General features: G+C 61.7%; 8 protein-coding genes. 4 read left to right on the top strand and 4 right to left on the bottom strand.

What is annotated here, in order from left to right; genetic code table 11:
* The 3 genes from VGL22_RS19715 to VGL22_RS19705 form a co-directional block, all read right to left on the bottom strand.
* Positions 1-406 (bottom strand): hypothetical protein (locus VGL22_RS19715; protein ID WP_465268672.1); only part of this gene is annotated, 406 nt, incomplete at its 3' end.
* Positions 403-2055, bottom strand: coding sequence for a GMC family oxidoreductase (locus tag VGL22_RS19710; RefSeq protein WP_465268671.1), 1653 nt, complete (start codon positions 2053-2055; stop codon positions 403-405). The genes VGL22_RS19710 and VGL22_RS19715, both read right to left, overlap by 4 nt.
* Complete coding sequence (locus tag VGL22_RS19705) at positions 2052-2570, bottom strand: gluconate 2-dehydrogenase subunit 3 family protein (protein ID WP_465268670.1); 519 nt, start codon at positions 2568-2570, stop codon at positions 2052-2054. Before VGL22_RS19705 ends, VGL22_RS19710 begins: the two co-directional genes overlap by 4 nt.
* 240 nt (positions 2571-2810) lie before the next feature.
* Between VGL22_RS19705 and VGL22_RS19700 the strand changes: the two genes are divergently transcribed.
* The gene (locus tag VGL22_RS19700) at positions 2811-3335 is read left to right on the top strand and encodes a hypothetical protein (RefSeq protein ID WP_465268669.1); all 525 of its coding nucleotides are present in this window, start codon (positions 2811-2813) and stop codon (positions 3333-3335) included.
* Between the two features lie 128 nt (positions 3336-3463).
* On the opposite strand, the gene VGL22_RS19695 is transcribed toward VGL22_RS19700, so the two are convergent.
* On the bottom strand, positions 3464-4519 hold the full coding sequence (locus tag VGL22_RS19695; RefSeq protein ID WP_465268668.1) for a hypothetical protein: 1056 nt from the start codon (positions 4517-4519) through the stop codon (positions 3464-3466).
* Positions 4520-4827: 308 nt separating this feature from the next.
* On the opposite strand from VGL22_RS19695, the gene eno reads away from it, so the two are divergent.
* From eno to gpmI, 3 genes are all read left to right on the top strand, one after another.
* Complete coding sequence (gene eno, locus VGL22_RS19690; RefSeq protein ID WP_465268667.1) at positions 4828-6237, top strand: phosphopyruvate hydratase; 1410 nt, start codon at positions 4828-4830, stop codon at positions 6235-6237.
* Between the two features lie 240 nt (positions 6238-6477).
* Positions 6478-6732: a type II toxin-antitoxin system RelE/ParE family toxin gene (locus tag VGL22_RS19685; RefSeq protein WP_465268666.1), complete on the top strand. Its 255-nt coding sequence runs from the start codon at positions 6478-6480 to the stop codon at positions 6730-6732.
* Between the two features lie 36 nt (positions 6733-6768).
* Positions 6769-8376 carry a 2,3-bisphosphoglycerate-independent phosphoglycerate mutase gene (gene gpmI, locus VGL22_RS19680; protein ID WP_465268665.1) on the top strand — a complete coding sequence of 536 codons (1608 nt, stop codon included), beginning with the start codon at positions 6769-6771 and terminating at the stop codon, positions 8374-8376.
* Positions 8377-8693: the final 317 nt, after the last annotated feature.

The following is an 8693-nucleotide window of genomic DNA, read 5'->3' as shown; positions in this document are numbered from 1 at the left end:
GGCGGCTGGTGTTGTGCTTCACGCTGGTAAAGATCGCGGAGTAGGTTGCGGAATGCGGCCCGGCGTGCCATGAGGCGTACTCATGCTGATGGCACCCCTGGCATTTCGTCATCATCTTGCGGACATCCGCTTCGCGAAGGTGAAGGCCGTCAGGGCGGCTGCCGAAAATGTGGACCCGCACGTGGCGGAGTTTGTCTGCGATCGAAGCTTCATGGCAATCCGAACACTGCGCATTGCCGTGAGGCGAGGCGTGCATCGCACTGACAGAGGAGCCCATCTCGTGGCAGTTAGCGCAGTTGGAGCCGTGACCGGCGGCGTAGTAGAGAGTGCTGCCCCACGTGGCCAGCAGTGCCAGACATGAAACCGTGGCAGCAGCGATCGCGGTGAAGATCAGCCTTCTCTTCATGAACGGAACCGCGATCCTTTCCAGTTCCGCACCAGCGCATCAGAGGCGTAATAGGCCACTGCCATGATGGTGAGCACCGGGTTGAATCCGCCGTTCGTGACGTGCACGCTGCCATCGATGACAAAGACGTTGTCGACATCGTGCACCTGACAGAACTTGTTGACCACCGATCCGCGGGGGTCGTTGCCCATGCGGCACGTGCCGGCCTGGTGCTGGCCTGCGCTGACCGTGTCGGGGTGCCAGCTCATAGAGCTGACGTGGAGGGCGCCGGCTTCCTTGAGCCACGCCGCGGCGCGCTCCGACTGGCGGTCGCCGATCTCGAAGGTGTGCGGGTGGACGTTGCCTTCAATCCGCGTCACAGGCATCCCGTACTTGTCGCGCACCCTGGGATCAAGGGTGACGCGGCCGTTGGTCGACGGAATCTGCTGCGTGGGCCCCATGATCACGATGGTCCGCTTGTGCCACTGGCGCATAGCCTGCTTGTGAGCCAGCCCCCACCCCCGCGTGCCCTCAGGAAGGCGGTCGACGGTTTGATAAGGGAGACGGGTGAACTCGTTGGCGAGCATGCCGCCGCCGTGCAGGCCTGGAGTTCCGTGATTGTAGTCGCAGATCGCAATGCTGGTGCCAGGGCCCAGGTCGTCGTAGACCTCGAGATCGAAGTACCCGGTGGCGCCCGTGTAATGATGGCCCTGCAGATTGCGGCCGACCTGGTCATAGCGATTGCCGACCCCGGTTGGGGAGAGGCGCGATTTGGAATTGAGCAGCAGGCGCGCGGACTCGATTGCGGCGGAGGAGACGATCACGATATCAGAGAGCTGCTCCACTTCCTCGCCCTGCGCGTCGATGTAACGGACCCCGCGAGCACGGCCGCGATCGTCTATCAGGATCTCGCGCGCCATGCATCCCGTGCGGAGGTCGCAATTGCCGGTGGCCAGAGCCGTGGGAATGACGGTGTTCTGGCTGCCGTTCTTGGCGTCGACCTCACATGCGAATCCGCAGCACCAGCGGCAGCGCATGCAGGGGCCGCGGCCGTTGTAGGGCACGGAGTTGCGCAGCATTGGCACGTGAAACGGATGCAATCCAAGGCGCTTTGCCGCGGGCCACAGAATATCGAATTCCTTGTTCGGCGGCAGCGGCGGCATAGGCAGATCGCGCTTGCGCGGCGCTTTGAACGGATCCGTGGAGACGTCGCCGGATACGCCGATCTCGTGCTCGGCCTTGTCGTAGAAGGGCTCGAGATCGTCATAGCTGATGGGCCAGTCTTCGAGCGAGCTGCCTTCCGGCGCGCCATAGGTCGATCGCATGCGGAAGTCCTGCGGCATGAAGCGCCAGGCCTGCGCGCCGTAGCTGAGGGTTCCACCCCCCACGCATGCAGCGTTGTTGTTATAGCCGCCCTCACTGGGAAGGATCTCGTGCGCCTCGCCTTTGGAGCTGACCACGATACGCGGATTGCCGTCGTCCTCCGGGCCAAAGGCATTTCCCAGCACCGTGACGCGCTGGTTGCGCAGATCGTCTTTGCGGCAGTCGTGCGCGGTGTACCAGGCGCCGCGCTCCAGCAGAACGACGCTCAGGCCCGCTGTTGAGAGTTCCTTGGCAACAATGCCCCCGGCCGCGCCGGCTCCGATGATGACGGCGTTTACGCCTTTCATGACTTGGACCCGGTGGTCAGGTCGAATTGGGCGCGCCCGCGGAGCAGCGGGACATCGAGGCCGAGCATGCGGTAAGCGACGGCATCCTTGTTGCCGCCGTGGCGAGGAGAGCCGTAATAGCCCTGCATGGTGTGCTGGCGAACCATACCGAAAAATGCGGGGTTCTGCTGCTCCAGGGCTCTCGCCACATCAAGCTGCTGCAATGCCGTACCTGACCCAAGATCAACACCGATTCGTAATTGCGCCAGTTTGTTGAGTTCTTCGATGCCTGTTCGATATGCCTTGCGATGGCGCCGATACGGGCCCGTGAGCTGGCGGTCGATAAACGTGAGGACCCCGGCCTCCGAGGCGCTGGGCCACTCATCGGCAGGGATGATCTGATCGCAGAGCGCTGCCAGGGTTCCGGCTTCCTTGTCGCTGAGGACGAGCCCCTGTGAGGAACGCGACAAGCAGCCGGACACAAGCACAGCGCCTGCCGCTGCGCCGCCCGTCAGTATTTCTCTCCGGTTGAACATGCGCCCCTCTCGGATCAGCCTGCGGGTCTGCGTTCTGCCGATCAGTTTTGCCCATCATGGTCGGCGCGGGGGTGGGAGGCTGTCCGTGATGGGGATCACGCGCATGCGGGAAAGACCGCGGTATAGGATGGTCCATCGAAACTTCACACAAGAGAAAGGCAAGCTAAAGCGGGTCCTACACTGCGTTTTGGGCGACAGTCGTCGCCGGGCAGAGAAGGCCGAAGCCTGAGGAGGACGATTTTGAACAAGACAATTCTGGTCGCTGTGACCGCATGCATGCTTCTGACGGCGGGATGCGAGGGTAATAACATGGCGCCCGTGCCTGCTACGCCGAAGTGGAAGGGAGCCCCGTACAGGCTCGCCCTCGACACGAAGGAAACCAAGCCGAATCCGGCGGGCATCACCATTCCCGCGGTCAAGTGGACGGCGAATCCCGAGGTGCTGGAGAGGCGTGCGGCGCTCGTGATCCGGTTCGACGTGACCGGCGGGAAGAAGGACACGCCCGTAATGAACCAGATGGTGATGGCGCCCACCGATATCCCCGGCGCCGAGGGCGCGCTCACGGCGGACTACATGAACGTGACCGACAAGGAGCTGGCCCAGTACCTTGGGGCGTATTGCCTCAAGGGCAAGGTGAAGCTGACGGTTGCGCTGGCTCGGTCGTCGCTGAATCCGCGGCCCACGGACGCGGAGCTGGACGCGAAGCGGTTGTCAGATTGGGTGCCGGTCGAGGTCGACTTCAAAAATCCGCATCCGAAGTGTTGAAACAGGTGGACAGGTGTTAGCTGACATCTCGGATCAAACCTGACCACCTGATCACTTGGCCACCTGCTCCAAAGACAAATGCGGCGCGACCGGGGGGCCGCGCCGCCAAGGCACCGCAGTGTGACCGATCAGTTGCCCGTAGGATTCGTTTGCGAGGCAGCCTGCAGATCGAGCCGGTTGTCGAGCGTGAGGAGAAGAACCGTTCCCGGCTCCAGGGTGGCCTCAGAGTGGCTGGTGACGATGTGGACCGTGATGGCTCCGGCGCCGATCGCTGTGCCAGCGATGGCTCCCACAGGACCGCCGACAAGGGCGCCCGTTGCGGCACCCACCCCCATCGCGCCGCCATACAGCAGCGTGTCTTTCTTCACGCGCGAGCCGGGATTGATAAAGCCTTCCCCATCCACACGGGTGCGCGAACCCGGAGTGCCGGAGATCTGCGCGTCAAGTTGGTGACGGCTGCCGTCGGGGAGGATCACGGTTTCAGGCCGCAGAAGGATGGTGCCGTGGCTGCGAACACTGCCGCTGGACACCTGGACCACGCGGCCGTCGATCTCCGCGCCGGCCGGGATGAGCACCTGGCCGTCCTGGAGGACATCGCTGGCCACCGTGGTGCGGAAGATTTCACCCTGCCTGGAGTCCACCGTGGAAAGACGCGTAAGCAGCTTTACGCGAATGGTCGCGCCATAGGCCAACTGACCCGGCTGCAGAGGATTCGGCTGGACAATGTCTCCGTCGGGATCGGCTGCGGCAGACCGAGCCCTCAGACCCGGCCCGGGATCTCCGGAAGCAGGAGCAATGCTGGACGGGTCAACAGGTTTGGCGACTCCCACCAGTCCATCGTCGGAGCCGTTGGCGTCTTCATTGGGCACGTTGGCGGACGCATCGCTCGAGGACGGACGCGTCGCTGTGTCGGCTGCGGGCACATTCGGTTCCGCAGGCGGGGCGTCTGAGGGTGGCGGCGGGGCGGGCCGCGGGGCCGCCTGAGCGTCAGAAAGCGGCTTGCCGGCGTGCGGCTTGGCCTTGGGCGGCGTGGGCTGATCCGGTTGCGTGGCCAGGATGACGTCGTCCGCCGGGGGAGTCGATTGCCCCTGGTAAGGATCCGACGGGCTCGGCTGCTGCTGCTGTTGGGCCAAGGCAGCTGCGGAGAAAACGAGGAAGACGCACGTCAGAATTGGGCGGTGCATAGATCTCCTTGAAGGCGGGCGCAACGCACTGTACCTCTGTTGACCCCGCCGCGCATCCGGAGTTGCTCCCGTCTATGAGGATTTTTGACAGGAGACAACTCGCTCAACTTAAGGCTACCGTGCAGGTGAGACGCATGTGAATGCCTTCCGCGAGCAGTGTGCCTTATGCAATACGAATCAGGAAAGATACCGGGACTGTGAGATGTTGCGGGTTTTGATGTGACCGTCACCACAAAGGGTTCCGCGAGGTCGTTTGTTAGAATCCCCTTGGAAATATCCGCAGATTTTATGTATGGGGTGGCGAAGGAATGCGTACCGGACTGGATCTTCTGACCACAATTCAGAGCGCTGCCGGAGAAGATGTCGCCGTCGATCGCCGCCCCAAGTTGAATGACCGGCTGCTGCACCGCATTGCGAGGACTGATATGACTGAAATTGTTGCTATTCGCGCGCGCGAGGTTTTGGATTCGCGCGGCAATCCCACCGTCGAAGCTGATGTGATCCTGGAAAGCGGCGCACTCGGCCGCGCCATTGTGCCTTCGGGCGCTTCGACCGGCGAGCATGAGGCCGTCGAGCTGCGCGACGGCGACAAGACCCACTATCTCGGCAAGGGTGTGTTACAGGCCGTTGAAAATGTGGAGTCGGTGATCGCGCCTGAGCTCGAAGGCATGGACGCGGCCAATCAGCGCCTTATCGACGCCACCATGATCGCGCTGGATGGCACCCCCAACAAGGGCAAGCTCGGCGCGAATGCGATCCTGGCAGTGTCCATGGCCACTGCGCGCGCCGTGGCGCAGACTCTTGAAATTCCGCTGTACCGCTACCTCGGTGGCGTCAATGCGAGCATTTTGCCTACACCGATGCTGAACGTACTGAACGGCGGCGCGCATGCCGACTCGAACGTCGACTTCCAGGAATTCATGATCATGCCGGTGGGCGCCGACAGGTTCTCTGAAGCGCTGCGCTGGTCGGCGGAGACCTTCCACACCCTGAAGAGCGTGCTGAAAAAGAAGGGCTACAACACGGCCGTGGGCGACGAAGGTGGCTTTGCGCCTTCCCTGAAATCGAACGAAGAAGCCGTGGAGTTGATCCTCGAAGCCATTGAACAGGCCGGCTACAAGGCGGGCGAGCAGATCTGCATTGCGCTCGATCCGGCTGCCAGCGAGTTCTACGACAAGGAAAAGCAGAAGTACGTCTTCAAGAAGAGCGACAAGCGCGAGCTGAGCAGCGAGCAGATGGTCGACTTCTGGGCGAGCTGGACGAAGCAGTATCCGATCGTCTCGCTTGAAGATGGCCTTGCCGAAGATGACTGGGCGGGCTGGAAGCTTCTGACCGACCAGGTGGGCGCCAAGATTCAGCTCGTGGGCGACGACCTGTTCGTCACCAACGTAAAGCGACTGCAGCAGGGCATCGAAGAGGGCGTGGCGAATTCGATCCTGATCAAGGTCAACCAGATCGGCACGCTGACAGAGACGCTCGAAGCCATCGACCTGGGCCGCCGTTACGGCTACACCGCCGTGATGTCGCACCGCTCAGGCGAGTCGGAAGACACGTTCATTGCGGACCTCGCGGTCGCAACAGGCGTAGGCCAGATCAAGACTGGCTCGGTGAGCCGCACCGACCGCATTGCCAAGTACAATCAGCTGCTCCGCATCGAGGAAGAACTGGGTTCAGGCGCTGCCTTCCTGGGCCTCGAGAGCCTCAACTACAACGACTAGCATTGCGTGCAGCTACTGCGACCTTCAGTCGTTTCGCAGCAAAATGCCCCTCCCGCTGGCCGGGAGGGGCATTTTGCATACGGAATCACTCCCTTATCCTTTTTCAGGTAAATGCGCATGGAAGCCATAAAGAAAACCGCTAATGGATTGATAGCAGTAAGAAAGAGCTGATGGAACTTCCGCCTGTCGTGAGCAGGTTCTTCCGCTATCACTTCCAGAACGCCTGCACCACCGAAGCCCTTGACCGTTTTGGCTGCCTCGTGCCTTTCGCCCCGCTGCGCGAAATTCAACGCATTAGAAGATCATGCCGGCGGAACTTACCGCGCAGTCTACACAATTCGATTTGAGGAAGCCGTTTTTGCCCTTCATTGTTTTCAAAAGAAGAGCAGAGTGGAATTGCAACTCCGCAGAAAGAGATCGATGTGCGGTGAGCATTCGTCGCCGACATATGTGGTGGCCCGCACATCCCGCACCCGCGCATGCCATTTATCCTGATAGCGATCATTCGTTCGAAACCGAGGTGTTCTCTTCGTGTCCAAACGTCCTCTTGTACTCACCATCCTCGATGGATGGGGTTATAGCGCCCAAACCGCCAACAACGCCATCGCGCTGGCGCGCAAGCCCGCGTATGACAACCTGCTGCGCGAGTTTCCCAACACCCTGATCCGCGCTTCGGAGCACTTTGTCGGACTGCCCGACGGACAGATGGGCAACAGCGAAGTGGGCCACCTGAACATCGGCGCCGGCCGCATTGTGCAGATGGACATCACCCGCATCGATGCGCAGATTGCCAACGGCGAGCTCGCGAATAACCCCGCGATCGTCAACGCCATGCAGCGGGCGCGCGAAGGCGGACGGCAGTTGCATCTGTTCGGGCTGTTGTCCGACGGCGGCGTGCACTCGCACCAGGAGCACCTCTATGCGCTGCTGCGGATTGCGCGTGAGTACAAACTGGAGCGCGTGTTCGTGCATGCCTTTATGGATGGCCGCGATACGCTGCCGACCTCTGGCGCCGGCTACGTGGCCGCGCTCGAGCAGAAGATGCGCGAGTACGGCATAGGCAAGGTCGCCTCCGTGAGCGGACGCTACTACGCCATGGACCGTGACAAGCGATGGGAACGCGAGCGCAAGGCCTTTGACGCGATGGTGAGCGGCAAAGCCGAGGGCGGCGCGTACGCTGACCCGGTAGCGCGCATCAAGGAGAACTACAACAACGGCGTCACCGACGAGTTCCTGATCCCGTTTGTGGTGACCGACGCCGCAGGCAAGCCGATTGCGCAGATTCGCGACGAGGACGTTTGCATCAACTTCAACTTCCGCGCCGATCGCGCACGGCAGATTACCCGCGTGCTGACGCGCGAGAGCGGCCTGAACAAGAATGGCGGCCGTGACCTCGACACGTGGGAGTCACTGGACGAAACCATTCCTCGCACTGAAATTCCCAAAGGCCTGCACTACCTCTGCATGACGCAGTATGACAAGCTCTATGAGCTGCCGCTGGTGATCCTGCCGGAGTCTATGGACAACATCCTGGCAAACATCCTCTCGGCGCATCAGTTGCGCAATCTCCGCGTGGCGGAGACGGAGAAGTTCGCCCACGTCACATACTTCTTCAACGGCGGCATCGAAGTTCCCTTCCCCGGCGAAGATCGCCAGATGGTTCCGTCGCTGAAGGTGGCCACCTACGATCTGGCGCCGGAGATGAAAGCCGAGGCGATTGGCGATACGGTCGTGAAGGCCGTAAATGACACCGCGTTCGATCTGATCGTCGTCAACTTCGCCAATGCGGACATGGTCGGCCACTCCGGCAGGCTGGAGCCAACCATCAAGGCCGTCGAAGCGGTAGACGCGCAGCTCAGCCGCATCTACAAAGCAGTCAAGGAGCGCAACGGGAGCTGGCTCATCACCGCCGATCACGGCAACGCCGAGCAGATGGTCGACCCCGTGACCGGCGGCCCCCATACCGCGCACACCACCAATCCCGTGCCCATGATCTACGTGAGCGAAGAGGCCAACAACTATCGCCTGCGTACCGACGGCTCCCTGCGCGATATCAGCCCCACCCTCCTTAACCTGCTGGATCTCGGATTGCCCAAAGAAATGACAGGCGGCGATCTCAGAGTTCCTGTCACAAAGTAGTTCCCTGCTCCACAAACATGGGCGAGGCCATGCCGGCTTTGCCCTTTTTGTTGTATCGGTGTAAGTCTCTGGCTCGGCGAGTATCGTAAACCGCCGCTGGACAGTGCGCAGACCCGGAGTTACCATCTTCGCGTCCCTGATTCAGGGCGCCACCTCTCCATCCGCCCTGATCAACCCGGTTCCCCAGACAGATATCAGGCACCAAGATCGAACTTGAATCAAGGGTCCCCACGGCCGAGAGCGGCTGTTGATCGGCGGCCTTGTTCCGCTACGATCGCGTGCGGCCGCTGCCCCGGCTCGAAATCCCCACGGAGGTG

The organism is Occallatibacter sp. (assembly GCF_036502485.1).
Lineage (GTDB): Bacteria > Acidobacteriota > Terriglobia > Terriglobales > Acidobacteriaceae > Telmatobacter.
The sequence above is the reverse complement of the archived record's forward strand: the minus strand, read 5'-3'. Positions and strand labels throughout refer to the sequence as shown.